Annotated in this window: 23 protein-coding genes and 1 pseudogene; 15 read left to right on the plus strand and 9 right to left on the minus strand. The window is 67.8% G+C overall.

All coding sequences use genetic code 11. From position 1 onward, the window contains the following. Positions 1-31 precede the first annotated feature (31 nt). From AU193_RS14165 to truA, 3 genes are all read left to right on the plus strand, one after another. The gene (locus AU193_RS14165) at positions 32-1,084 is read left to right on the plus strand and encodes a DNA-directed RNA polymerase subunit alpha (RefSeq protein WP_064422995.1); all 1,053 of its coding nucleotides are present in this window, start codon (positions 32-34) and stop codon (positions 1,082-1,084) included. Between the two features lie 78 nt (positions 1,085-1,162). Further along, complete coding sequence (rplQ, locus tag AU193_RS14170; protein WP_064422996.1) at positions 1,163-1,762, plus strand: 50S ribosomal protein L17; 600 nt, start codon at positions 1,163-1,165, stop codon at positions 1,760-1,762. After that, positions 1,746-2,633, plus strand: coding sequence for a tRNA pseudouridine(38-40) synthase TruA (gene truA, locus AU193_RS14175; RefSeq protein ID WP_371259205.1), 888 nt, complete (start codon positions 1,746-1,748; stop codon positions 2,631-2,633). The genes rplQ and truA overlap by 17 nt, the downstream gene beginning before the upstream one ends. A 51-nt stretch (positions 2,634-2,684) precedes the next feature. On the opposite strand, the gene AU193_RS14180 is transcribed toward truA, so the two are convergent. The 3 genes from AU193_RS14180 to AU193_RS14190 form a co-directional block, all read right to left on the minus strand. Beyond that, complete coding sequence (locus AU193_RS14180; RefSeq protein ID WP_082682975.1) at positions 2,685-3,341, minus strand: cutinase family protein; 657 nt, start codon at positions 3,339-3,341, stop codon at positions 2,685-2,687. Between the two features lie 165 nt (positions 3,342-3,506). Next, positions 3,507-4,271: a cutinase family protein gene (locus tag AU193_RS14185; protein ID WP_216637282.1), complete on the minus strand. Its 765-nt coding sequence runs from the start codon at positions 4,269-4,271 to the stop codon at positions 3,507-3,509. Between the two features lie 16 nt (positions 4,272-4,287). After that, complete coding sequence (locus AU193_RS14190; protein WP_064422998.1) at positions 4,288-5,325, minus strand: DMT family transporter; 1,038 nt, start codon at positions 5,323-5,325, stop codon at positions 4,288-4,290. 77 nt (positions 5,326-5,402) lie between these two features. On the opposite strand from AU193_RS14190, the gene AU193_RS14195 reads away from it, so the two are divergent. Both AU193_RS14195 and eccB read left to right on the plus strand, forming a co-directional pair. Next, positions 5,403-5,969, plus strand: a complete 567-nt coding sequence (locus tag AU193_RS14195) for a CGNR zinc finger domain-containing protein (RefSeq protein ID WP_064422999.1) — start codon at positions 5,403-5,405, stop codon at positions 5,967-5,969. A 44-nt stretch (positions 5,970-6,013) separates the two neighbouring features. Further along, on the plus strand, positions 6,014-7,396 hold the full coding sequence (gene eccB / locus AU193_RS14200; protein WP_064423150.1) for a type VII secretion protein EccB: 1,383 nt from the start codon (positions 6,014-6,016) through the stop codon (positions 7,394-7,396). Here the strand turns inward: eccB and mycP are convergent. Both mycP and eccD read right to left on the minus strand, forming a co-directional pair. Then, positions 7,364-8,764, minus strand: coding sequence for a type VII secretion-associated serine protease mycosin (mycP, locus tag AU193_RS14205; RefSeq protein ID WP_082682976.1), 1,401 nt, complete (start codon positions 8,762-8,764; stop codon positions 7,364-7,366). The two genes, eccB and mycP, sit on opposite strands and share 33 nt — an antisense overlap. After that, the gene (gene eccD, locus AU193_RS14210) at positions 8,713-10,071 is read right to left on the minus strand and encodes a type VII secretion integral membrane protein EccD (protein ID WP_172798304.1); all 1,359 of its coding nucleotides are present in this window, start codon (positions 10,069-10,071) and stop codon (positions 8,713-8,715) included. The genes mycP and eccD overlap by 52 nt, the downstream gene beginning before the upstream one ends. 117 nt (positions 10,072-10,188) lie before the next feature. Here eccD and eccCa point away from each other — a divergent pair, with 117 nt between their 5' ends. The 4 genes from eccCa to AU193_RS14230 all read left to right on the plus strand — a co-directional run bounded on the left by eccCa (position 10,189) and on the right by AU193_RS14230 (position 15,739). Next, positions 10,189-13,908 (plus strand): type VII secretion protein EccCa, encoded by a 3,720-nt coding sequence (eccCa, locus tag AU193_RS14215; RefSeq protein WP_064423151.1) that lies wholly within the window; start codon positions 10,189-10,191, stop codon positions 13,906-13,908. Then, positions 13,905-15,035: a type VII secretion-associated protein gene (locus AU193_RS14220; protein ID WP_156425209.1), complete on the plus strand. Its 1,131-nt coding sequence runs from the start codon at positions 13,905-13,907 to the stop codon at positions 15,033-15,035. Before eccCa ends, AU193_RS14220 begins: the two co-directional genes overlap by 4 nt. Positions 15,036-15,108: 73 nt before the next feature. Next, positions 15,109-15,432 (plus strand): WXG100 family type VII secretion target, encoded by a 324-nt coding sequence (locus AU193_RS14225; RefSeq protein WP_064423003.1) that lies wholly within the window; start codon positions 15,109-15,111, stop codon positions 15,430-15,432. 10 nt (positions 15,433-15,442) lie between these two features. After that, on the plus strand, positions 15,443-15,739 hold the full coding sequence (locus tag AU193_RS14230; protein ID WP_064423004.1) for a WXG100 family type VII secretion target: 297 nt from the start codon (positions 15,443-15,445) through the stop codon (positions 15,737-15,739). Between the two features lie 105 nt (positions 15,740-15,844). Here the strand turns inward: AU193_RS14230 and AU193_RS23595 are convergent. Further along, positions 15,845-15,955, minus strand: a pseudogene (locus tag AU193_RS23595) (excalibur calcium-binding domain-containing protein); the annotation flags it as partial. Positions 15,956-16,342: 387 nt separating this feature from the next. On the opposite strand from AU193_RS23595, the gene rplM reads away from it, so the two are divergent. The 6 genes from rplM to AU193_RS14265 all read left to right on the plus strand — a co-directional run bounded on the left by rplM (position 16,343) and on the right by AU193_RS14265 (position 21,602). Then, positions 16,343-16,786: a 50S ribosomal protein L13 gene (gene rplM, locus AU193_RS14240; RefSeq protein ID WP_064423006.1), complete on the plus strand. Its 444-nt coding sequence runs from the start codon at positions 16,343-16,345 to the stop codon at positions 16,784-16,786. Beyond that, entirely contained in the window at positions 16,783-17,262 is a 480-nt protein-coding gene (gene rpsI / locus AU193_RS14245) for a 30S ribosomal protein S9 (protein ID WP_082682978.1), read from the plus strand. Before rplM ends, rpsI begins: the two co-directional genes overlap by 4 nt. Positions 17,263-17,677: 415 nt before the next feature. Then, positions 17,678-18,298 carry a hypothetical protein gene (locus AU193_RS14250; protein WP_064423007.1) on the plus strand — a complete coding sequence of 207 codons (621 nt, stop codon included), beginning with the start codon at positions 17,678-17,680 and terminating at the stop codon, positions 18,296-18,298. Positions 18,299-18,465: 167 nt separating this feature from the next. Then, positions 18,466-19,803 carry a phosphoglucosamine mutase gene (glmM, locus tag AU193_RS14255; RefSeq protein WP_064423008.1) on the plus strand — a complete coding sequence of 446 codons (1,338 nt, stop codon included), beginning with the start codon at positions 18,466-18,468 and terminating at the stop codon, positions 19,801-19,803. A gap of 40 nt (positions 19,804-19,843) precedes the next feature. Continuing rightward, entirely contained in the window at positions 19,844-20,140 is a 297-nt protein-coding gene (locus AU193_RS14260) for a type VII secretion target (RefSeq protein WP_064423009.1), read from the plus strand. Position 20,141: 1 nt separating this feature from the next. Beyond that, positions 20,142-21,602 (plus strand): hypothetical protein, encoded by a 1,461-nt coding sequence (locus AU193_RS14265; RefSeq protein WP_064423010.1) that lies wholly within the window; start codon positions 20,142-20,144, stop codon positions 21,600-21,602. A 112-nt stretch (positions 21,603-21,714) separates the two neighbouring features. On the opposite strand, the gene AU193_RS14270 is transcribed toward AU193_RS14265, so the two are convergent. The 3 genes from AU193_RS14270 to AU193_RS14280 all read right to left on the minus strand — a co-directional run bounded on the left by AU193_RS14270 (position 21,715) and on the right by AU193_RS14280 (position 25,125). Next, entirely contained in the window at positions 21,715-23,001 is a 1,287-nt protein-coding gene (locus AU193_RS14270; RefSeq protein WP_064423011.1) for a DEAD/DEAH box helicase, read from the minus strand. Between the two features lie 200 nt (positions 23,002-23,201). Then, positions 23,202-24,242 carry an LLM class F420-dependent oxidoreductase gene (locus tag AU193_RS14275; RefSeq protein ID WP_064423012.1) on the minus strand — a complete coding sequence of 347 codons (1,041 nt, stop codon included), beginning with the start codon at positions 24,240-24,242 and terminating at the stop codon, positions 23,202-23,204. 37 nt (positions 24,243-24,279) lie between these two features. Continuing rightward, positions 24,280-25,125: a dienelactone hydrolase family protein gene (locus AU193_RS14280; RefSeq protein WP_064423013.1), complete on the minus strand. Its 846-nt coding sequence runs from the start codon at positions 25,123-25,125 to the stop codon at positions 24,280-24,282. Positions 25,126-25,131 lie beyond the last annotated feature (6 nt).

Below are 25,131 nucleotides of genomic sequence, written 5' to 3' on the forward strand. Positions count from 1 at the left end.
TAGCGGGTGCCGTAGAGGAGGAAAGAAATACATGCTGATCTCTCAGCGACCCACACTGTCCGAAGAGGTCAAGGCCGAGAACCGCTCCGAGTTCGTCATCGAGCCATTGGAGCCCGGATTCGGTTACACCCTTGGCAATTCGCTTCGGCGCACGCTGCTGTCGTCCATCCCGGGCGCAGCGGTCACCAGCATCCGCATCGACGGCGTGCTGCACGAGTTCACCACGGTGCCCGGGGTCAAGGAAGACGTCACCGACATCATCTTGAACCTCAAGGGGCTGGTCGTCTCGTCGGAAGAGGACGAGCCGGTCACCATGTACCTGCGCAAGCAGGGTCCTGGTGAGGTCACCGCGGGCGACATCGTTCCGCCCGCCGGCGTGACGGTGCACAACCCCGAGATGCACATCGCCACCCTCAACGACAAGGGCAAGCTCGAGGTCGAGCTCGTCGTCGAGCGCGGTCGCGGGTACGTCCCCGCCGTCCAGAACAAGGCCTCGGGCGCCGAAATCGGCCGCATCCCGGTCGATTCGATCTACTCGCCGGTGCTCAAGGTGACGTACAAGGTGGAGGCCACCCGCGTCGAGCAGCGCACCGACTTCGACAAGCTGATCCTCGACGTCGAGACCAAGAACTCGATCACGCCGCGTGACGCCCTCGCATCAGCGGGCAAGACGCTGGTCGAATTGTTCGGTCTGGCACGGGAACTCAATGTCGAAGCCGAAGGCATCGAGATCGGGCCGTCCCCGGCCGAGGCCGATCACATCGCCAGCTTCGCGCTGCCGATCGACGATCTGGATCTGACGGTGCGGTCGTACAACTGCCTCAAGCGCGAGGGTGTGCACACGGTGGGCGAATTGGTCGCCCGCACGGAGTCCGACCTGCTGGACATCCGCAACTTCGGCCAGAAGTCCATCGACGAGGTGAAGATCAAGCTGCATCAGCTGGGTCTGTCGCTCAAGGACAGCCCGGCCTCGTTCGATCCTTCCGAGGTCGCCGGCTACGACGTCGCCACTGGCACCTGGAACAGCGACGCGGGCTACGACCTGGACGACAACCAGGACTACGCCGAAACCGAACAGCTCTAGAAAGCCCGTCCGTCCCGGCCCTACCTGATACGGGGGTCGGCCCCACATAGGAGATAGTCGCAATGCCCGAGGTTTCAAATGCCTAAGCCCACCAAGGGCCCTCGCCTCGGCGGGTCGTCCTCGCACCAGAAGGCGCTTCTGGCCAACCTGGCCACGTCGCTCTTCGAGCACGGCCGCATCAAGACCACCGAGCCGAAGGCTCGGGCGTTGCGGCCCTATGCGGAGAAGCTCATCACCCACGCCAAGAAGGGCACGCTGCACAACCGGCGTGAGGTGATGAAGAAGATCCGCGACAAGGACATCGTGCACACGCTGTTCGCCGAGATCGGCCCGTTCTACGCCGACCGCGAGGGCGGTTACACCCGCATCATCAAGGTCGAGAACCGCAAGGGCGACAACGCCCCGATGGCCGTGATCGAGCTGGTGCGGGAGAAGACGGTCACCTCGGAGGCCAACCGCGCTCGTAGGGCCGCGGGCTCGAAGACCGAGCAGCCGGTCGCTGCCGCGGCGGCGCCGCAGGCCGCGGTCGTGCCCGAGGCCGCCGAGGGGCCCACGGAGGAGGAAGCGGTCGAGACCCCGGACGACGAGCTCCCCGAGGCCGAGGACACCACGGCCGTCGAGGCGCCGCGCGCCAAGCCGGCCGACGCCGAAGCCGATAAGGATGACGACAAGTCCTGAGGACGAAATGATCGAGCCCGCCATCGAATCCGGTGGCGGGCTCGTTCGTCTTCGGCTCGACATCGCCTACGACGGAACCGAATTCGCGGGCTGGGCGGTCCAGATGGGACAGCGCACCGTGGCCGGTGTCCTCGAAGACGCGCTGTCGACGGTGTTCCGCACCGCGGTGGTGTTGCGGGCTGCGGGCCGCACCGATACCGGTGTGCACGCCACCGGTCAGGTCGCCCATGTCGACGTGCCGGACGATGCGCTGCCACATGCCTATCCGCGCCGGGTGCGCCCCGGCGACAGCGAGTTCCTGCCGCTGGTGCGACGGCTCGGCCGCTTCCTGCCTTCGGATGTCCGCGTGCTCAACGCCGAACGTGCCGCTGCGGGTTTCGACGCCCGATTCTCCGCGCTGCGCCGCCACTACGTCTATCGACTGTCGACGGCGCCCTATGGTGTCGAACCGCACGAGGCGCGCTATGTGACCGCCTGGCCCCGCTCGCTCGACGTGGCCGCGATGGCCGACGCCTCACGGAAGTTGTTGGGACTGCACGACTTCGCCGCCTTCTGCCGGCACCGGGAGGGCGCGACCACCATCCGCGACCTGCAGCGCCTGGACTGGTCGAGGGAGGGCACGCGGGTCACCGCACATGTCAGCGCCGACGCCTTCTGCTGGTCGATGGTCCGGTCACTGGTCGGAGCGCTGCTCGCGGTCGGCGAGCATCGTCGCGAACCGGATTGGTGCGCAGAGCTGTTGGCGGCGGATCGAAGGTCCAGCGAGTTCGCGGCGGCACCGCCGCAGGGGCTGACCCTCGTCGGCGTCGACTATCCGCCCGACGATCAACTCCAAGCACGGACCCAGGTCACCCGCGACCTGCGACGGTGATTCGGTGCGCTACCGATCGCTCGGCGATGCGTAGTGCACCGAGATCACAGGTCAGATGCGCGGCGCGACGAAGTCGGCCGCCTGGTTGACCATCCCCGCATTCACATACGCACGCGCTGCATGGTCGGGCCAGTTGCCCTCCCAGGTCTTGGGCTCGGCGGGGTTGCAGATCGGATCGGCGCCGTGGCACAACTCGATGGTGCGCTCACTGTAGAGCGGGCTGAAGTTCGTGATCGGCCCGGCCCACGCGATGCCGTTGCCGAACAGCGCGACGGCCGCGATGTGGCGGTCCATTCCCGGAGGCAGCGGCTTGTCGAAGCCGAACGCGGCGATGGGGGCGGCGAGCACCACGTCGGTCACCGCGGCGCCCAGCGAGTATCCGCCCAGCACCAGCCGGGTGTCGGGGCACCGTGCCGCCATGTCCTGGATCCGTGAACTCATGTCGTTGGCACCGATGTCGATTTCGTAATCGGCCGGGTAGTTCACGGTGTAGAGGTCGATGTCTTTCCCGGTCTTGCTGCGGAGCGCGCTGATGAGCGCGTTGCCGATCACGCCGGCACCGGGCGACTCGGTGCGACCCCGGGCGAAGATGAGCTCCGCTTGCGGGCACGACTGCGCGGTGGCGACAGACAACAGGCCCGGGGTGCCCTGCGGAACGGGCGCGATAAGGCCCGCCACGGCGAGTACGACCGCCCCGATGAGCAGCATCCCCCGGCGTCCCCAGCAGCGAACAAGATCGTTTTGCACTCGGCCGATCCTATAGGAACTAATCAACGCCGACGAAGGTTATTCACGGCGGTTGCGGTGACGTCAGACCAGGCGCGCCACGAGATTCGCAGCCGAACCCCGGGACGCGATGATCGCCGCGTGGAATCAGACCAGACCAGCGACGAAGTTCGCGGCCTCCTGGACCAGTCCGGCGCTCACATAGTCGTTGTGCGCGAACGGGTTACGCCCTTTGGAGCAGATCGGGTCGCCGTCCTTGCACAGGTCGATCGCCCGGCCCGCGAACACCGATTTGGTGATCGGGTTGCTGAACTTCGTCGCCGGGTTGCCGAACACCGCGACGGCGGCGATGTTGGGCACTAGGCTTCCGGGCAACGGCGGAGCCGACCCGATCGAGCCGATCTTGTCGCCGAGCGGCGGCACCCCCGCCAGCATGTCCATCACCGCGGCCCCCTGCGAGTACCCCCCGAGCACGACGCGGGTGCTCGGGCACTGCTGAGACAGCATCGCGATGCGGTTGGTGGCGTCGGCCGCGCCGTCGGCGGCGGCCAGAAAGTCGTAGGAGGCGGGGTAGTTGACCGCGTACGTGCTGATCGTCCGTCCGCTCTTCAGGCTCCGCAGCGCGTTGACGAACGCGGTGCCCGGTGTGCCGAGGCCCGGGGTGTCGTCGGTGCCGCGGGCGAAGATCACCTCGATGTCGCTGCACGATGACGAGGTCGCGCCATATCCGGGGCTGGTCACGCCGTATCCGGGGCTGGTCGCCGCCGATCCGGGCGTGGGACCGGATCCGTATCCGGGGCCGACGGGGCCGGGTGGTGGGCCCGGTTGGGCGGCCGCCAGCGGAACCGCGCCGCCGACGAGTGCGGCGACCGCGGCGACCGCGGCCGTCAGTCGGGCCGTCTCGCGCAGCAACGTCACGCGGACATACTCACATACCACGGGCTCTGGGGGCTAACAGATCGCCCGCCTTCGACTCCTCGGGCGGGCCGTCGGGCCACGTCGCCTCGGCAACCGCTTCCGAACGGTCACCCGCACGCGCCAGCGCCAGGCCAGCCAGGACGATGGCTCCCCCGAGCGCCTGCATCGGGGTGATCGATTCGCCCAGCAGGATCCAGGCCGCCAGCACCGCGAACATCACCTCCGACAGTCCGACGAGGGACGCGAAGCGCGGCCGCAGGCAGGCGATGCCCATGATGCCCAGCGTGTAGGCCACCGCAGTGGCGACGACGCCCAGGGCCACGACCGGCACCACCCACGAGGTGGTGTGGCCGGCGACGACCGTGTCGGCAGCGGAGAATCTCAACGGCATGACCCCGGTCAGGCCGAGGAGCGTGACCGCACCCGAACCGACGATCAGCCCCGCCGCGGCGAGCGTGACCGGGCTGATTCCGTCGTCGTCGGCCGTGAATCCGGCGTTGGCCGACATCAGGAAATACCCGGCGGCACAGAGGGCGGCCGCCAGCCCCCAGCCGACGCCGACCAGGTTGATGTGCGCCCCGGAGAAGACGTCGAGCACCAGCATGATTCCGGCGATCGCCAGCCCGACACCGGCCAGGGTCAGCGTGGTCGGACGCCGCCGTGTGGTTGCCCACACCCAGGCGACGACGATGATCGGTGCGGTGTACTCCAGCAGCAGCGCGACGCCGACCGAGAGGTGCGCGACGGCGTTGTAGTAGAACAACTGCGCACCGGCGATCGGGACCACCCCGTAGGCCAGCACGGTCGCGGGGTGGCGCAGCGCCTCGTGGACCCAACCGCGCCTGACGACGGTGGCGAAGATCGCCATCACCAACGCGCCGCTGGCCAGCCGGGCGACAACGGCGGCCGTCGGGCTCCAGCCCGCTGTCATCAACGACTTCGCGAACGGACCCGAAGAGCCGAACGCGACCGCCGAGCCGATCGCCAGCATCAGTCCGAGCCGGAAGTGGTCGGCAGCGGGCCGCGCGCGGGACGCCGTCACGGCCATGGCTGCACCTCCGAGAGATGTAAGGAGTAAAATAAGCTACGGTGCTGACACTAGCGACGAAAGGCGTCATGGGTCAAATGCTTTTCAGTCATGACACCGAGCTCACTTTGCGAGCCGCGTGTGAACTCATCAACAGCGCCCGCGTCGACGGCGAGCGGCTGGGCGACATGGCGGCGCTGAACGCGTACCTCGGCAGCTTCGGATGGACGGGTCGGCGGGACTTCGACGCCGAGGAACTCGCGTCCGTGCATCGGCTCCGCGACCGGCTGGGCCGAATCTGGGCGGTCGCCGACGATGAGGAACGCACGGTCGCTCAGGTCAATGCGTTGCTCAGCGACACGCACGCCTCGCCGTGGCTGACACGGCACCCGGAGATGCCGGAGTGGCACCTGCACCTTGCGTCGGTGGACGACCCGCTGTGGCAACGGATGGGGGCGGAAATGGCAATGGCACTGGCCGATCTGATCCGCGTCGGGGAGCTGCGCCGCCTCAAAACGTGCGCGGCGCCGGACTGTGAGGCGGTCTTGGTCGACCTGTCCCGCAACCGGTCGGGGAAGTTCTGCGACACCGGTAACTGCGGCAACCGCCAGCACGTGGCGGCGTACCGCGAGCGTCGAGCCATGGGCCACGGTCGAAAGCGGTGACGGTCGTACCTCCGCACAGGCCGTAGGCTTTCGGCGGGGGAGTGATGACGGGGCGATCGACCACCAAACTACAGATCAGCGGACACCGCTTCTTACGGCGGCGCATGCAACATGCCCTCGTCCGCGGCGATGTGCAGATGCTCGACGATCCGATGCGCGCGCAGGGACTTTCGTTGTCGGCCGGATCGGTGCTGGCGGTCATCGGGCTCGGGGTGGCCGCGGTCCTGGCGTTTCTCCAGCCGCGAGGGGCACTCGGCGACGCCCCGATCGTGATGGTGCGTGACACCGGTGCCCTCTATGTCCGGATCGACCAGAACCTGCACCCGGTCTTGAATCTCGCATCGGCCCGGCTGATCACCGCTTCGGCGGCCCAACCTCGGCTCGTCAGCTCATCGGCCGTCGACCGGGCTGCCCGGGGCGTGACGCTCGGCATTCCGGGCGCACCTGACGCGATCGGTCCGCCGATCGCACCGAACGAGTCGGAATGGTCTGTGTGCGAGGATGATTCGGTATCCACAGCGCTGGTCGGGCCAGTCGGCGAGAAGCGTGCCGCGACGGGCAGCGTGCTGGTCAGCGCGGCGGGTGAAGGCGCGGCGACGACGTATCTCCTCTTTCACGGGCGGCGCGCGAAGGTTGACTTGCGCAACCCGGCCGTGGTTCGTGCGCTCGCGCTCGACGGCGTGGCGCCGAGGACCGTTACCCACACCTTGCTCGGCACCGTCCCGGAGGTGCCCGAGATTGCCGCACCCACCATTCGTGATGCCGGTGCACCCGCACCAGCGCCGTTGCACGGATTGCGCGTTGGAACCGTGATCCGCGTGCCGCACACCGAGTCGCCGCAGCACTACGTGGTGCTGAGGACGGGAGTGCAGCGGATCGGCGTGGTGGCGGCCGATCTCATCCGATTCACCCAGCCGCAGGGCGCACGTGAGATCGTCACAGTCGAGCCCGGGGCGATCGGTGCCGTCCCAGTGGTCGACGAGCTACCCGTCGGGGACTTCCCCGAACATGTCCGTGCGACAACAGATCCGGTGGTGTGCGCACAGTGGCGGTGGTCGCCGGGCTCCGAGTCGGTTGTCACGGAAACGGTCACCGGCGACGCGATCCTCGGTGAATCGCGACCGGTGCGGCTGGCGCAAGCCGACGCCGCGGGCGGCAGAATCGACGCCTTCGGGATGAGCGGGGGTCGCACCGCGTACGTGCGAGCGGCGGGTGTGACTGGTGACGGCGCACGGAACGGAACACTGTTCTTGGTGAGTGACGCCGGGGTGATCTTCGGCATCCGGGATCAGGAAACGGCCAAGCGCCTCGGGCTGACCGGCGATCCGCTGCCCGCACCGTGGCCGCTGTTGGCGCGACTGCCGCACGGGCCGGAGCTGAGTGTGGAGGCCGCGTCAGTTGCGCGGGACGGAATGGGGACGACGTAACCGCCTGACCGACAACGTCATTGCGATGACGCCGCCGGCCATTGCCAAGCAGACGGCCGCTCCGCGGGTGGCGATACGGGTTGCGTTTCCGTCGGTCGGTTGCTGTCGCGACAGGGCCACCGTCGTCGGACGGACGGAATCGGCGGCGGATGTGGCGCCACCGCTCACCGCGGCCATGACGTCGACAACACCGTGACCGACAAGCGGATTCCAGCCGCCGGCCGGGTGTCGCGCCGTGTCCTCGATGCGACGCATGACCTCCCGGGCGGTCAGTTGCGGCGAGCGAGACCGCAGCAGCGCGACGATACCCGTGACGACGGGCGCGGCGTAACTGGTTCCCGCGAGCGGCTTCTCACCGGCGGGTGTGGGCACCGCGGCGACGAACCCGTCGCCGTCACGATCCAGCGACACCACCTGCTCGCCCGGGGCGGCGACGTCGACCCAGGGTCCTGCCAGCGTGAACTCCGAAGGCGCTCCATTCGTTCCGATCGACCCGACCGTCAAGACATAGTCGTCATACCAGGCCGGGCTCACCACCACCTCGACGTCGTTCCAATCCGGTCGTCCCGGCCTTGCGGAATTCTGATGCTCACACTGTCCCGGCGCACCGGCGTTACCCGCTGCGGCCACCACGACGACGTTCTTCACGTCGACCGCATACGCCAATGCTGCGCCCAGAGGTCCGTCGTCCAGTTCCGTGGCGGCGGAAACGCACGCGACGGTGGAGATGTTGATCACGGTTGCGCCCATGTCCGCCGCGGTGCGTACCGCGCGGGCGAGGGTGTCGACGTCTCCGAAACCCGATCCGCCGCCGGCGTCTTCGGCGCTGAACCTCATGCTCGACTGCCGGATACCGATGGTCGTGGCGTCGGGTGCGATACCGCTGAACGCACCCGGGGCGTCCGGATCCGGTGTGGCGCCCACGATGCCCGCGACAATCGTGCCGTGACCATCACAATCCTCGGTGCCGTCACCGCTCGACACGTAGTCGCCCCCGGGAACCAGTCGAGGCAGCAGGCGATGGCGCGACACGCCGGTGTCGATCACCGCGACCGTCTGACCGGCTCCGCGGGTGAGCGCCCACACCGACCGCAGATCCACGTCGCGGAGTTGGCCGCCGATGTCCCCGCCGGGTGAGACCTTCTGAGCGGCTACGCACGGGCCGGTCTGCTCGGTGGGTTGCGGCGGCGCCGGTGAGTGCGGGTGGGGGAGTAGCGAATCGTCCACCCTCGGAGGCGATATCGCGGAGGCCACGGGAGAAACGGTCAACGGCGCCCCTGCGAAAACGACGGTGAGGATGACGCGAAGCAAGCGCGTCACGTCAGCGCCAGATCCCGGACGAGGCCGAACAATCCGGCGATCCAGCATCCCAAGGGTATGACCGCCGCCAATGCCGCGTACTCGACCAGCTCAGCAGCGCGGCGTACGCCCAGCCCGGGTGTGATGCACAGCAGCGGGACCAGAAGCCCCGCGCCCGCGACGGCGGCAAAAGCACCGAGCCAGTGGGCGTGCTGGCGTAGGGCCACGACCAGGATTGCGAATGCCGCTGCGAGCGCCACGAAGCCGCTCACCGCCAACGCGGCGCGGCGAGCCGTGCACACATGAGTACGGGTGCGGAGCAACAGTGCAACACCGACGACGCCGTCGAACGCCGCAGCCGGTATGGAGGACTCGCGCGTGGCCACCGAACCGCAGGCAACGAACACCGCCGCGATGGCCACAGCGATCGTTGCGCCGGTGATCATCGCGGTCAACAGGTGGTGGGCGCGCGTCGCCTCGCTGTCCGCGACGCGATCGGGAGGACGGCTCGTGTCGTCGCCCACCGGCGGTGTGGGGCCGATGCGGGTGAGCGCAATAGCCAGCCTCGGAGCCGAACTCAGCGCCGTCAACGCCACGACCGCGAGCAATGTGCCCGACGTGATTCCGTCGAATTGCCATGTGACCGATGCTGTCGAGGTCGCGGTACACAGCAGTGATGTGGTGGCGATCGCTGCCAGCGGTCGAAGTCCGCGGCCGGTGAGGCGCAAGGAAATCACCGCGGCGGCCAAGGCGGCCGACGAGGCGAGCAAAAGGTGCGCAGCAAGCGGGCCGCCTGGCACCGCGACGGCTCCCGTCACCGCCGCCATCACCACCGCGATCACACTGACGGTGACGCAGAGCAACGGTTCTGAATCCGCGCGTCGACTGACGATCGCGGCGACGGCCGCGGCGCAGGTCAAGGCGGCGCCGGTGACCACCGGAACCGTGCGGCCGGTAGAACCGGTCGAAGACCACAGGATCGCGGTACCGCCGAGTCCGGCCGCGGCCACGCTGCCGCAGACGCACAGCATGCGCGGCAGGCCGCCTGGCGAGGAACGCAGCCTGGCCACTGTGCGGCTGCTGTCCCGGTCGGTGAAGACGGGCTCGGGAACGTCGTCGGCGCTGAGCCACAGCACGTCTCCATCGCGAACCTGGTTGTCCGGCAATGTGAGCGACTCATCGAGCGACGATCCGTCGATCCGGTGAAGCCGCCACCGCGCCCCGGCGTCACGCCCGCGATGATCCGGATGAACAAGCTCGACGATCGACGGGAGCATGTCCGCCAGGTAAGCCCGGCGCGGGAGCGCCAGATCTACAGCCGGGGTCGCATGTGTGCCGTCGACGTGGATGGTGACTCGGCAGCCCGAAGCAGGCATCTCATCCCCCCTTTGACGCCGTGTGGTCACCGTAACGCCGCCCGCGACGGGTTCCCGGCACTTGTTGGGTCGGCTGTGGATGGAACCGAACCGATCCCTGCCGCGTCCCATCTCTCGATGGAGTCGTCCCCGACAGCACGCGGCGTTGTGGTGAAATCGCCGCCGGCGCTGCCGAAAGCAGCCTCGAGTAATCCGCTCGCGCGCCTGATGCCGCTGGCCATGCTCGTCGCGGCGGTCGGCATGATGGCGGTGTACTTCACCTCAGGCGCCGGCGAGAACCGCACACCGATGTTCGCCTTCTTTCCGGCGATGATGGTCATGTCGGCGCTCGGCACGATGCTGTACGGAGCCCGCGGTGGCGCGGACCGATCCGCCGAGATCGATCGCAACCGGCGAAGTTATCTGCGTTATCTCGACGGTCTCGACGACGAGGTCGTGGCGGCGGCGGCCAGTCAACGCCGTCAACAGAATTCGCGCCATCCGGCACCCGAGTCGCTGTGGAGGTCAGTGAGTAGCCGGCGACTGATTCGACCGGGTCCTGACGACGACGACTTCTGTTGCGTTCGGGTGGGCGTCGGTGAGCAGCCGCTGGACACGCCCTTGATGGAGCCCGACCTCGGCACGGTCGACGATCGGGACCCGGTGACCGTATCTGCGCTGCGCGCGCTGATCCGGCAGCGGTCGGTCGTGCGGCGATCGCCGGTCACGCTGGCGCTCCGGCAGCACTCCGTCATCGCGGTGCACGGCGATGGCGAGCGTGCGCGCGGGCTGGTCCGTGCGATGGTGTGCCAGCTGGCGGCTCATCACCGGCCCGAACTGGTTGCGATCGCGGCGGTCACCGACCGGAAGACCGGTCACGAGTGGGATTGGCTCAAATGGCTGCCCCACTACCAACATTCACCCCACACCAACAGCGGTTCCACTCACCGGCACCTCGTGGTGGTCGCGGAGGGAAGTCCGGTCGGTGCCGAGGCACTGACAGTGACGAACGGTGTCACGGTCGTCACGATCGGAGCCGACTGGGCCGAGCCCGTGTCGTATCTGCGTCTTGACGGCGAGCACCTGGCCGTGCACACCGGTGACCGTCCCGAGGCGGCTTGCGAGCCGGACTCGCTGACCCTGCCGCAGGCGACGATGTGTGCGCGGCAGTTGGCGGCTCACGGCTTCGAAGTCGCAGCCCCCGGTGAAAGACACCGCATGGCGACGATGCGCGGCTGGCTCGACCTGATGAGCATCGAACAACCGAGCCTGTTGACGCCCGAAAAGTTATGGACGCCTTGCCGACAGGTTCGTCCGGTGCCCATCGGCGTCGGTGACGACGGCACCCCGGTCTGGATCGACATCAACGAGGCTGCACGCAACGGCATCGGTCCGCATGGTCTGTGCGTCGGCGCTACGGGTTCCGGAAAGTCCGAACTTCTGCGCACATTGGTGCTGGGCATGATCGCGAGCCATCCGCCGGACGTCTTCAACTTGGTCCTCGTCGACTTCAAGGGCGGAGCGACGTTCCTCGGTTTGGAGCGGTCACGGCACGTGGCGGCGGTGATCACCAACCTGGCAGACGAAGCCCACCTCGTCGCCAGGATGAGCGACGCGCTGGCCGGAGAGGTCCACCGCAGGCAGGAGTTACTGCGGGCTGCAGGCAATTTCGTCAACGTCGCGGACTACGCCAGCGCCCGGTCGCGCGGCGTTCTGCTGCCGCCGCTGCCCGCGTTGTTCATCGTTGTCGACGAGTTCTCCGAGTTGCTCACCCAGCATCCCGACTTCGCTGAGCTGTTCGTCGCGATCGGCAGGCTGGGCCGGTCGCTGGGCATCCATCTGCTGTTGGCCAGTCAACGGCTCGACGAGGGCAGGCTCCGAGGTCTGGACACCCACCTGTCGTACCGGATCTGCCTCAAGACGTTCTCCGCCGGAGAATCCCGGGCCGTACTGGGTGTGTCCGACGCACACACGCTGCCCGGCACCCCGGGCGCGGCCCTGCTGAAAACCGCCGCCGGCGACCTGATTCGGTTCCAGACGGCGTTCGTCTCGGGCCCCTGTCCTCAACCGGACCCCGAAGACGGGGACGAAGTCTGTGCGCCGACGATCTTCACCGCAACACCGCCGCCCGTCCGCGATGACGAACACACGGCACATGCGCCCAGTGTTCTGGAAGCGGTGTTGGATCGAATCGAAGGTCACGGGACGGCCGCACACCCCGTTTGGTTACCTCCGCTCACCGCGCCTCCGACGCTCGACCAGATCATGCCGACGGGGGACCGAGATCCGCTCAGTGTTCCGATGGGTCTGGTGGACGTTCCGTTCGAACAACGTCGTGATCGACTCATGGCGCAGGTCGCCGCGAGCAACGTCGCCGTCGTCGGTGGTCCTCAGTCGGGCAAGTCGACGGCAGTTCAAACGCTGATGCTGGCCCTCGCGCAGACATGCAGCCCGGCCGATATCTCGTTTTACGTACTGGATTTCGGCGGCGGTGCGCTCACCCGCTTAGCCGAACTCCCCCACGTCGGCGCCGTGTCCGGTCGAGCCGATACGGACCTGTGCCGTCGCACGGTCGCCGTGATAGAAGCACTGATCCGGTCGAGGGAAAACCTGTTCCGCACAATGGGAATCGGATCGATGGCCGAATACCGCGCCCGCCGTGCCGCGCAGGACCCCGGCGCGGCCGACGATCCTCACGGCGACGTGTTCCTCGTCGTCGACGGCTGGTCTCACCTGCGCCGTGAGCTCGACCAGTTGGAGACGCCGATCACGGCCATCGCCGCGCAGGGACTCGCGTTCGGCGTGCACGTGGTGATCACCGCCTCGCGGTGGCCCGAGCTGCGGCCGGGGCTGAAGGATCAGCTCGCGACGCGCATAGAGCTGCGACTCGGCGACCCCGCGGAGTCGGAGATGGACCGCCGCCGAGCCCGCTCGCTGATCGACGGTCCGCCGGGACGGGGCATCACCGCCGACGGCCGTGAGCTGGTGATCGCGCTGCCGCGCTGGGACGGCGTGACCAGCACCGAGGGGCTCGGCGAGGCGTTGGCGGCAACCGTCGAGCGGCATAGGCAACGGTGGAGTGGCCGCAGCGCCCCACGCATCGAACTCCTTCCGACACTGGTGCGACATTCCGAGCTGTTCGAGCGCGGCGTGGAATCAGCCGAGCAGCGTATTGTGCTCGGTCTCGACGAACACGAGTTGCGGGCTGTAACTGTGGCTTTCGCCGATCAGGCGCACATGTTGGTGCTCGGGGAGAGCGGCTGCGGCAAGACATCTCTGCTGCGCGTGGTGTGTCAGGAGATCGTCCGGACCCACAGCGTCGAGCACGTTCGCATGGAGATCGTGGATTTCCGGCGCTCACTGCTCGGCGTCGTGGAATCCGAGCACTTGGCCGGATATGCCGCATCACCGGTGGCTCTGACCGCGCGGATTCCCAAACTCCTCGCGATGCTCGAAGCGCGCATGCCGGGCGAGGACGTGACCCAGCAGCAGTTACGCGACCGATCGTGGTGGTCCGGGCCCGAGATCTTTGTCGTGGTCGACGATTACGACCTGGTGGCCGGATCGACGGGTAATCCGTTGACGCCGCTTGCCGACTTTCTGCCCCACGCCGCCGACCTGGGCCTGCATGTCATCGTCGCCCGCCGATCGGGAGGCGCCGCGCGGGCGATGTTCGACCCGCTTCTGGCCAGAATGCGGGAGATCGGCTGCCTCGGCGTGATGATGAGTGCAAGTGCGGACGACGGTGTGCTGATGGGCTCGGTGCGTCCCTCGTCGCTGCCGGCGGGACGCGCCGTGCTGATCGCTCGTGGCGAGGGCGAGCGCCTCATCCAGGTCGGGTGGGTGGAGCCGCCATGACGCATGTCGTCGTCGAGGTAGGACCCGCCGGGATACATGGAGTCAATCCGGTTGACGCTGAACTGGTCTCATTGGCGCTGGAAGCCATCGACGACGACCTCGTGCTCATCGACGAGGATGCGGTGTCCGTGTCCGGACTCTGGTCTGAGCTGATGGGAGCGGCGGTGGGCGGTGCCGAAGATGTCGTCCTCGTGTGCCCGACGTGGTGGCCGAGCGCTCGGATCGACCGCGTCCGCGAAGCGACGGCGGCCGCGACCGTCGAGGTGATCGGGCGTACGGCGGCGCTTCAACGGCAGATACGCGCGACCGTCGTCGAGGTCGCCGTGGAGATGGTCCTGGTCACGCGTGTGGGTGCCCGCGCCGTCGTCGTAGCGAACGTCGACGACGAAGTGGCGAACAGAGTGGTTGCAGCGGTCGGCTCGGGGCCGGTACTGATCGATGCGCCCGGTATCGGCGGATCGCTGGCCGGGGAGATCGCAAACCGTTTGCGTGCCAACGGGGTCGAGGTCCGCTTCGCGGATGAGGGCGCCGTTCGTCGCCCAGGAGCCGGACCTCCTGCGTCTGGGCCCGTGATCGTCGGCTGCGACGCGAACCAGCCGCGACGAGCGGCTGTGCTGGCGGCCGTCGCCGCGACGATCGTGGTGGTGTGCGGCGGGTTCATCCTGGGTGGCGGTGGTGAGGGGCAGCCGAGCTCTGCGTCAAACCTGTTGGTGGAGGGACGAGTTCAGGTCACGGTGCCTGCGGCGTGGCCGGTGCAGCACATCACGTCCGGGCCGGGCTCGGCCCGCGCGCAGATCACCTCCCCGTCAGACGACGACGTCGCGCTTCACCTCACCCAGTCGGTGGGCCCGCCACACACGGACCTCGCCCAGACTGCGGCCTCGTTGCAGAGCGCACTGGCCGGTGAGCCGGGTGATGTCTTCGTCGACTTCAACGCAGCCGACACACCGGCGGGGAGGGCCGGCGTCACGTATCGGGAACTGCGCCCGGACCATCACGTCGCTTGGACCGTGCTCGTCGATGACGGTGTCCGCATCGCCATCGGCTGCCAGAGCGCGCCGGGTCGCGAGTCCACCGTGCGCGAGGTCTGCGATCAGGCGATCAGATCGGCGCACGCGATTTCCTGAATCGGGTGGAACCGGATTGATACCCGATGCGTCGTACCAATCAGAACCGAAGCGAGGAACAGAGAGGATGCCCATGACGACACCGCAAGGCGGTTCGCTCAACACCGATTTCGACCTGATGACCGCGGTCGCCGGCCAGACCGACGCGCGTAACGAGGAGATTCGCGCAATGCTGCAGTCCTTCATCGGACGGATGAGCGCCGTGCCACCGTCGGTCTGGGGAGGCACCGCGGCGACCCGCTTCCGCGACGTCGTCGACCGGTGGAATGCGGAGTCCCTGAAGCTGCACGCGTCATTGCAGCGGATCGCCGAAACCATCCGGCTCAACCAGCAGACCCTTCGGGAAGCCAACGAAAGCCACTCACACCGCATCGGCGCGGTGGCCAACCACCTGTAGAGGAGCAGCGATGGACCACGTGTTGTCGTACAACTTCGACGAGATCGAATACACCGTCCGGCAGGAGATCCACGCCACCTCGGCCCGGCTGAACGGCGCCCTCGACGAGCTGCGGGCGCAGATCGCGCCGCTGCAGGAGGTGTGGACCCGCCAGGCGGCCGAGGCGTACCGGCTCGAGCAGGCGCGGTGGGAACAGGCGGCCGGCGCCCTCAACGAGATCCTGTTCAGCCTCGGCAACGCGGTTCGCGACGGTGCCGACGACGTGGCCGCGACCGATCGCAGCGCCGCAGGCGCATGGGGTGCCTGACCGGGAAGAGGCTTGTGCGGTCCCAACTGGAGGGGAGCCAAAGGGGCCGCACGGTACGCGCCACCGTGGCCGACGACAGCGGCCACGGTGGCGCATCACCGTCGACTACTCGCAGGCGATGCCGTCGTTGTCGCGGTCCAGGTGCGGCGAGTAGCCGTCCTCTCCCTGCATGATCGGCGTGACGCCGGCCTCGCGGGCAGCGGAGCAGTTCTTGTAGTAGGTGTCCGCGGATGCGGTGGCGGCCCCGGCGGCGGTTGCCGCGACGACGAATGCGGCAACGATCAAGCCACGAATCATTCTCACTCCATTGGAATCTTGGACTTGCGGATGCGAGATGGCCGGTTTGCCGCCACCCCGCGACGACGCTAAGGGGACGGGACCGAAAACGAATCCGGGATTTCCCTATGCTTTGGACGGCACCCCGCGACGCGGGGGCGATGTAGCGTTTTGACCTGCGGCGACGCGCCCAGGTAAGCTGCCTCGTTGGCGTGCGGTAAGCACGGGTCCTCGGGTCAACGTCGGTCGCCGAGATCAACCCCACCGGATGCGCCTGACCGGCACCGGGCCACCGGGAATCGAACCCGATAAAGGAGAGGTAGCGCTGTGCCTACGTACACGCCGAAGGCGGGTGACACCACACGTTCGTGGTACGTCATCGACGCCACCGACGTGGTGCTCGGCCGGCTCGCCGTGGCAGCAGCCAATCTGCTGCGCGGCAAGCACAAGCCGACATACACGCCGAATGTCGACGGTGGCGATTTCGTCATCGTCATCAACGCCGAGAAGATCTCGATCGCCGGTAACAAGGCGGAACGCACATTCTTCTACCGCCACTCGGGTTACCCCGGTGGTCTGCGCAAGCGCTCGCTGGCTGAGGAGATGGAGAAGCACGCCGACCGGGTCGTCGAGAGGGCGATCCTCGGCATGATTCCGCACACCAAACTGGGCCGTCAGGTAAAGAAGAAGCTGCGCGTATACGTCGGGCCGGATCATCCGCACACCGCCCAGCAGCCGATTCCCTACGAGATCAAGCAGGTGGCGCAATGACAGAGGCGACTGGGACCGAGACCGTTGACACTTCCGATGCCGTGACCGAGGCAGCCGCCGAGGCGACCCCCCGTGAGCCGGTCTTCATCGACCGCCCCATCCAGACCGTCGGCCGCCGTAAAGAGGCCGTCGTCCGGGTCCGTCTGGTTCCTGGAACGGGCCAGTTCCACCTCGACGGCCGTAGCCTCGAGGACTACTTCCCGAACAAGGTCCACCAGCAGCTCATCAAGGCTCCGTTGGTCACCGTCGACCGGCTGGAGAGCTTCGACATCTACGCCCATCTCGACGGTGGCGGCCCGTCGGGTCAGGCGGGCGCGCTGCGTCTGGCGATCGCCCGTGCCCTGATCCTGGTACAGCCCGAGGACCGGCCCGCGCTGAAGAAGGCCGGCTTCCTGACCCGCGATCCGCGGGCCATCGAGCGCAAGAAGTACGGGCTGAAGAAGGCCCGTAAGGCGCCTCAGTACAGCAAGCGCTGATCGATCCGCAGAACCGCCGGATGTGCACCGCACGTCCGGCGGTTTTGCATTCAAGCAGAGCTGAGGTCTAACTCGATTCGCGGCCTTCCGGTTTCGTCAAGCGGTCCGTCGTGATCCGGAGCGATCCGGGCACGAAATTTTTTTGGTTTGCCGGTCAACCTTTGTGTGATCACCTAACTGCGCATGTTCACCGACGACGCAGCAATGGTGACTGCACAGCTAATTAGGCCGATTCCATTTACTTACGGGCGCGAAAATTTTTCTTGAAATGCCGTTTAGCTCCCTACCCAGGAGGAACCACCGTCGTGGGAGCACGGATGCTGCGCGCAGGGCGGTCCAATACCGCCACCGGCGCGACGTCAAGAGCAGTCGGGGGGCCGGGTCGCTGCTTCCTGAAAGTGAAGAGGAGTGATTCATGAGAAGTCACCTGTTGCGACTGTTTGCCATCGTGGTGAGCGTCGCTTCAATGGCGCTCGTCGGCGCGGTCGGCACGGCCACAATCGCGTCGGCTCAACCCGCCCCGCCCAGCAAGACCGTCCCGATAACCGGGAAGGACCTTAACACCGGGCAACAGGTATTCGAGGGTACGTTCACGATGACCGGGCCCGTCAAAGAGAACCCGGGCAATTCAGAGCTACCTTTGCTCATAACCGGTCAGCTCACCGGCACGCTTACGGGTCAGCCCGGCAATCCCCAAGGTCGCGGACGAGGCGACAAGGCCGTGGACCAGCAGGTGGAGATGCCTGCCGCCGCGACCTTTACCGAAGGGGCGCCAACAACCGGTGGCGCCGGAGAGAGCCTGCAGCAGGCGGTGTGCAACGTCCTGAACCTGACGCTGGGGCCCCTGGATCTGAACCTGCTGGGCTTGAGGGTCCAGCTCAATCAGGTGGTGCTCAGGATCACGGCGATTCCGGGCGGTGGCCTCCTCGGCGACCTGTTGTGCGGTGTCGCTGGCGGACCGCAGCCGCCACCCCTACCCACGGGGCTGCAGCAGATCATCAACTTGCTCACTCAAATCCTCGGGGCTCTTGGTTGACCTCCGAGTTCGCGAGTAGCTAACTGACAACGACGACACCGCCCGTGCGCACTCGCGTGCGGGCGGTGCCGTCGTCTGTGTCTCGATCGGGTACCAGTTCGGCCGCGCGATCATTGATGACCTCGTCGCTTAGGTGATCGAGCCCCGATTGTGAGAAATTTGTCGGCATGCCTCGACTGTTCGGCACCGACGGAGTGCGCGGCGTCGCCAACCAGGATCTGACCGCCGAACTGGCGTTGGCGCTCGGTTCGGCGGCAGCGCGCCGGTTGGCGACTGCCGGTGGGCACGCCAGGCGGGTGGCCGTCGTCGGCCGCGACCCCCGGGCCAGCGGTGAAATGCTCGAGGCAGCGGTCATCGCCGGCTTGACCAGCGAAGGCGTCGACGCGCTCGGCGTGGGGATACTGCCGACCCCGGCCGTGGCGTACCTGACCAGCGCCTACGACGCGGACTTCGGCGTGATGATCAGCGCCTCGCACAACCCGATGCCCGACAACGGCATCAAGATCTTCGGCCCCGGCGGCCACAAACTCAACGACGCCGCCGAGGACCGGATCGAAGAACTGGTCACCCAAGGTCCCGGAAACCGGCCCACCGGCGCCCAGATCGGTCGGGTGGTGGACGCCGGGGACGCCCTTGACCGGTATCTGCGGCATGTCAGCAAGGCCGTCACGACCAGGTTGGATCAACTCACCGTCGTCGTCGACTGCGCCAATGGCGCCGCCTGGGCCGCGGCGCCGCGAGCGTACCGCGCGGCCGGCGCCAACGTCATCACGATCAATGCCCAGCCCGATGGATTGAACATCAACGATCGCTGCGGCTCGACGCACATGGAGACCTTGCGGTCCGCGGTCGTCTCCTACGGCGCCGACCTGGGCCTCGCACACGACGGCGATGCGGACCGATGCCTCGCCGTCGACGCGCGCGGGCGCGTGATCGACGGCGACGCGATCATGGTGATTCTCGCCCTCGCCATGCAGGAAAGTGGCGAATTGGCGTCGAACACCTTGGTGACGACCGTGATGAGCAACCTCGGCCTGCATCTGGCCATGCGAGCGGCCGGGGTGAACGTCTGCACGACGAGCGTGGGTGATCGTTACGTCCTCGAGGAACTGCGAGCCGGGGGCTACTCGCTCGGCGGTGAGCAGTCCGGGCACATCGTCATGCCGGCGTTCGGTACCACAGGCGACGGCATCGTCACCGGGTTGCGGTTGATGTCGCGTATGGCGCAAACCCGCACCCCGCTCGCTGCGCTCGCCGAGCCGATGCGGACGCTGCCTCAGGTCCTGATCAACGTCGAGGTCGCGGACAAAGCGACCGTCGCCGACGCGCCGTCGGTCCGCACCGCGGTCGCCGAAGTGGAAGCCGAACTCGGCGACACGGGCCGAATACTGCTGCGCCCCTCGGGAACCGAGCAAGTCGTGCGTGTGATGGTGGAGGCGGCCGACGAAGACACCGCGCGGCAATTGGCCGTGCGAGTCGCCGAGCAGGTCAGCGCGCAACGCTGACCGTGGAACCGGTCGCTGTCGCAGCGCGTCCAACTCACATATGGACACATCACGTGTCGACGCCGCCGCATTGTCGAGCGTCGCGCGGCAGTATCAGGCCGTGGCCGACACCGTCGACGCCGCCGTGCGAACGCATCTGAGCGGCTTGGCGTTCGACGGGGCCGGTGCGGGCCGCGCGTATGTAGCAGGTGGTGACGCGGTGCGGTCGGCAGTCGATGACATGGTCAATCAGTTGCGGGAATGGTCCCGCGCGTCGGCGGAGATCGCCGGCGCGCTTCGGGCCTCCGTCGACCGGTACGCCGAAGCCGACGCACGCGCTGCCGAGAGAATGGGCTGACATGGCCCAAACCTTCGATGCCGCAGCCCGATTGGCCGATGGACTGGCGGCCGTCGGAGATGCCGCGCAGTACGTCCAGGCGTGTCAGAGCCTGGGCTACCGACATCCGGACCTGACCACCCACCCCGGGCAGGTACACGACTGGTACACCGCTGAGAGCGGTGTGGACCTGAGTGCTCTGGAGGCCGACTGTGCTGCGCTGCAAGCGGCTGCGACGGCCGCCGAGGACGCTCTCGCGCGCCAAGAAGCTCAGCTGGGCGCGCTGACGACCGCGTGGGAGGGAGCGGGCGCGAACGCCTCTCGGGAATTCCTGCGCCGCCATGGCGAAGCGGCGGCCGTCGCTGCGACGGCCGTCCGGACAGCCGCATCGGCGCTGGCCGATCTGCGCGAGCGACTGTGGCGGGCGGTGGACGACAAAGTCACCAAGGTGCTGGCCATCGGCGACGGCGTGCAGGCCAGGCGTGCGGACTGGTTGGCGGCGGCGAACACCGTCACCACGGGCGCCGGAGATCGAGCCGTCGCCAGCGAGCTGGTGGACCATGAGGTGAAACCCTTCGTGGACACCGTGATCGCCGGCGAGTGGCTTTCGGCCATGCGAGAAGCCACCGACGCGATCAACGCGGCTTACGAGGCCGCGGCAGCGGAGCTCGCATCCGAGGCGGGAGCGACGTTCGACATTCCCGGCGAGCTCGGGCCCTCGTGGACGCCATCGGCGGCTCCGAGCGTCGCGGCAACTCCGGCGGCAGGCGCGACACCGGCTCCGGTCATGCCGGCCGGATGGGGTGCATCCGCGGCCTCGCCGCCCCTTTCGCCGTTTCCCGCTGCCGGGCCCCTCGCCGCGCCGGCGGCACCGGTCGCCACTCCGGCGCCGCCCGCGGTGGCGCCGCCGCTCCCGACCGAAGCTCCGGTTCCGCAGCCGGCCGCAGCGTCGTCGTCGCCCTCGCTTGGCGGAGGACTGCCTGACCTCGGAGGCGGCCTATCGAGCTTCGGTCAGCAATTGGGCGACATGCTCGGCGGCCTGCTGGGCGATGGTGCCGCCGACGCCGCGATCGACGATGGCGAGCTGGACGGTCTGACCGAACCTGATACCGACGAGTTCGACGACAGTGACATGACAGAGGACGGCGAGGACGACGACAGTGACACGACAGAGGACGGCGAGGACGACGTGACCGACGCAGCCGAGGACGGCGAGGACGGCGAGGACGCCGCGGCCGAGCCCGACGACACCGTCGACCCCGCCGCCGCCGAGCCGATGTGCGAACCCGAGCCGCCACCGGATTCCGATGCCGCTCCGCCCGAAGAGCCGGCCGCGACGGTGCCTCCCGAGCCGCCGGTGGCGACGCCCGAACCGCTGGCGGTGTCACCGGATCCACAGGCCCCTGTTCCGCCGCCGAAGCCGGCGGATGCCGGGACGCCGTGCGAGATCGCCGCCGATGAACTACCGCAAGTAGGGCGATGAGCGACGGCTAGCAACTGTAGTCCGGCCGGTCGGGCCCGTTCACCAGCGGCAGGAGACATTCCGCGGTGATCAACCGACTCGGTGGACCTAGCGCAGCCACCAACTCGCCGCGTCAGGCGTTCGCCGGACGCCGTGACCGCGCCGGGCGACGTCGCCGTTGGTGGCCACCCCTCGGCGACGACGGCTGCCGCGGCCGGGTGGGTTCGGGTCTGCTGGCGACGATCGGGTTCCCGAAAGTCCGCTCGCCAGGCGCGATTTCGTTGAGCACAGGGTGCGACGATCCGCTGAAGCGGGTGATCGTCGGCTTCACTCCGGCCTTACGGGCCAGATGTCGGACATCGGACACCTGCTCGTCGAGCATCAGCGTCACCACCGTGCCGTCGGCCCCCGCGCGTGCCGTCCGGCCCGACCGGTGCAGATACGCCTTGTGCTCGACGGGCGGGTCCGCGTGCACCACGAGGTTCACGTCGTCGACGTGGATGCCCCGCGCGGCGATGTCGGTGGCGACCAGCACGGTCGCTGAGCCATCGGAGAACGCGGCGAGGTTGCGGGTGCGCGCGTTCTGGGACAGGTTGCCGTGCAATTCCACTGCCGACACACCACGCGAGTTCAGCTGTCGGGCAAGGTTCTTGGCGCCGTGCTTGGTGCGCGCGAAGACGATGGTCCGGCCAGGGGATGCTGCCAGATCCGTCAACACGCCGAGGCGGGACGCCTTGTCGACGTGCAGCACGTGATGCTCCATCGCGGTCACCGGCGACTGCTCCGAATCGACGCTGTGCACAACCGGATCGGTCAGGTACCGCTTCACGAGCACGTCGACGCCGCCGTCGAGGGTGGCGGAGAACAGCATCCGTTGCCCGTTGCGGGGGGTCTTGTCCAGCAAGCGTTTCACCGGGGGCAGGAAACCGAGGTCGGCCATGTGGTCGGCTTCGTCCAGCACGGTGATCTCGACGCCCGACAGGTCGGCATGGCGCGACTTGACGTGGTCTTCGAGCCTGCCCGGGCAGGCGATGACGATGTCGACGCCTCGACGCAGCGCCTGGATCTGGGGGTTGGGCCCGACCCCGCCGATGATCGTCACGCTGCGCAAATCGGTGGCCGCCACCAGCGGTGCGAGCGACGCGCTGATCTGGGCGGCCAGCTCGCGCGTCGGCGCGAGGATGAGCGCACGCGGGCGGCCGGGAGTGCGTTTCGTCGGGCTCGCAGTGAGTCTCGTCACCACGGGCAGCAGGAACGCGTATGTCTTTCCGGACCCGGTGCGACCGCGGCCGAGGACATCGCGGCCGGCCAGCGAGTCGGGCAGCGTGGCCGCCTGGATCGGAAAGGGTGACTCGACGCCGTCGGCGGCGAGAGTGGCGACGACAGCCTTCGGCAGGCCGAGGTCGGCGAAGGTGGGCACGTTTGTGCCACAAGGGGATTGCACAGACAAGTAAAGCTCCGAAGTTCAGGGTGGTCGTCCTGCCCGGCGCGGATGATCCGCGGCGCTCGGTGTGACGATCGAACTGGGTCGATTATCGCCCTTCGGCGATGCGGCAAAAGGCAGAACAGAAGATGCCGCTGTCCCCACAGTACAGGGGCATCGCGGTTCGGCGTAATCGGCTAGGGCAGCAAGCCGTGCAGTTCCTCGACGAATGCGACGATTTCACGGCGGTCGACGGAAAGTGGCTGCAGCAGAAGTGTCGTCGCACCGGCTTCGGCGAACGCGGCCACTCGCTCCTCGACAAATCCGCGCGGTCCGACCAGCGACACACTGCGCACCAGTTCATCCGGCACCGCCGCGATCGCCTCGGTCTTCTTGCCCGCAAGGTAGAGGTCCTGGATCGTGTTCGCGACCTCGCCGTACCCGTAGCGGGTGGCCAGGTCGTGGTAGAAGTTGCGGCCGCGCGCGCCCATTCCGCCGATGTACAACGCCAACTGCGGCTTCACCCACGACAACCGGTCGTCGACGTCCTCGCCGATCGCCAGGGGGGCGCTGACCAGGACATCGAGTGGGCCCAACGAGGGGTCGCGTTTGGCGAACCCGGCACGCAGCGCCTCACCCCACACGGCGTCGGCCTGCTCCGGATAGAAGAACACCGGCTGCCAACCCTCGGCGATCTCCGCGGTGAGTTGGACGTTTTTCGGTCCCAGAGCCGCAATCGTGATCGGAATACGTTCGCGCACAGGGTGATTGATCAACTGCAACGCCTTACCCAGTCCCGTGCCCCGATCGGCGGGCAGCGGAATCCGATAGTGCTTGCCGTCGAACTGCACGCGCTCGCGGCGCCACACCTGCCTGCAGATCTCGACCACTTCCCGGGTGCGTCCCAGCGGCGCGTCGAACGGCACGCCGTGGAATCCCTCCATCACCTGAGGGCCGGACGTACCGATGCCGAGCCGGAAGCGACCACCGGAGACGTAGTCGAGCCCCGCGGCCGTCATCCCCAGCAACGTCGGCGTGCGGATGTAGATGGGCACGACGCCCGTCCCGAGCTCCATGCGCGTCGTCCTGGCCGCCAGGAAGCCGAGTTGGCTGATCGCGTCGTAGGAGTACGCCTCGGCGACCAGGGCGAGATCGACGCCGACCTTCTCGAGCTCGACGACCTGATCGACAGCCTCGAGAAAACCGTCGGTGTAGTTGAGGAAGATCCCGGTGCGCATCATCGAGTTATACACCCAACCGGTTGGTTGGGCATCCTCAGGGCTTCAGCAGCGCGACCACCTTGTTCTCCAAGGCCACCGGGTCATCGGCGAACGGGTCGACGTTCGGGGCCTTGGGCAGGGGGAGGTCGGGGTCGGCGAAGTCACGGTAGGTCTTGTCACCGGTCAGCGTGTGCAGCAGGTAGCCGGTGATCAGCGCCCGTACCACCTTCTGCGTGCTGCGGTCGGCGCCCGGCAGGCCGACGACGCGGGCCAGCCGACGGCCCTCGATCAGACCGCCCGGCTTGGCCCTGTTCACCGTGCGCAGCGTGGCCGTCTTCCATACCCGGGCCAATTCGACCGCGTTGGATCGCAGCGTCATCGGGTCGCCCGGCCCGCTGAGCACCAGACCGGGTGCCTGCAGCGTCGCCGCGGCCTCCTCGGCGGGCGGCGCGGTGACTGTGGGGAAAATCGCAACGACGGATTTCGCCTTGACGGGCATCCCCGCCGCGGCGAACACCGCAGCGGACCCGCCGAACCCGTGGCCGATGACGCCGAGCTTGTTGCGGTGAACGCTGATCTCTCCCGGGCCCAGCCGGACCCCGGTGATGATGTCGAGCGTCGTGCCCAGGTCAAAGGCGAAGTTGAGCGTCGATGGAGCCAATCCCGTTTCGGTCGCCGGTGCCGCCGCGACGATGCCCCAGGACGCCAGATGTTCGAGCGTGCCGGAATAGCGGTCCGCAGCGGCAAGCCAGTCGTGGCCGAACGCCACCCCGGGCAGGCTGAAGCCGGAGTCGGGCGTGAACACGACACCGGGGAGGCCGGCGAAGGCCAGGTCACCTCGCAGAACGCGGTGGGGGCCGCGGCGGGTCAGGGCCTTGAACAGCTTCTTCGTGCTGGCCACCAGACG

Source organism: Mycobacterium sp. GA-1285 (assembly GCF_001499905.1).
Taxonomy (GTDB): domain Bacteria; phylum Actinomycetota; class Actinomycetes; order Mycobacteriales; family Mycobacteriaceae; genus Mycobacterium.